Source organism: Roseinatronobacter sp. NSM (assembly GCF_052379845.1).
GTDB lineage: Bacteria > Pseudomonadota > Alphaproteobacteria > Rhodobacterales > Rhodobacteraceae > Roseinatronobacter.
Genome location: NZ_JBQTCF010000102.1, coordinates 1 through 709, shown reverse-complemented (window position 1 = coordinate 709; position 709 = coordinate 1). Strand labels below are relative to the sequence as shown.

Annotated in this window: 1 pseudogene; it reads left to right on the top strand. The window is 56.8% G+C overall.

The annotated features are described in order from the left end of the window. Window positions 1–709: pseudogene (locus ACTZWY_RS19810) on the top strand (IS3 family transposase); the annotation flags it as partial.

The window sequence follows — 709 nt, the reverse complement described above, 5'->3', positions numbered from 1 at the left end:
GGTCAGCATTGCGCTGGCATGTCGGGCCTTCGGGGTCAGCGAGACCTGTTATCGTTATAGTCCAAAGCTGAAGGACGAGAACGAGGTGATCGCCGATCTGCTGACAGGGCTGACCGATGCCCGCAAAACTTGGGGATTTGGCCTGTGTTTTCTGCATCTGCGCAACGTGAAGGGCCATCCGTGGAACCATAAACGCGTCTACCGGATTTACTGTGAACTGGAGCTGAACCTGCGTATCAAGCCCCGCAAGCGGCTGAAACGGGAGAAGCCTGATGTTCTGGCCGTGCCGGACGCGCCCAATGTGACCTGGTCCATGGACTTTATGGCCGATCGCCTCGGCGACGGCCGTGCGTTTCGGCTTTTGAACGTGCTGGATGACTTCAACCGAGAAGGCCTGGGCATCGAGGTCGATTTCTCGCTGCCTGCCGAACGGGTGACACGAAGCCTCGACAGGATCATCGAGTGGCGGGGCAAGCCGGGCACGATCAGGGTCGACAATGGCCCCGAATACATCAGTGAAACGCTGAGAAAATGGGCTGAGAAGCACAAGATCACCATCCAGCACATCCAACCCGGACAGCCGCAGCAGAACGCCTAGGTCGAGCGCTACAATCGCACAGTCCGGCACGAATGGCTGGATCAATACATCATCGAAAGCATTGAGGAGGCTCAAGACCAAGCCACAAAATGGCTATGGACATACAACAAT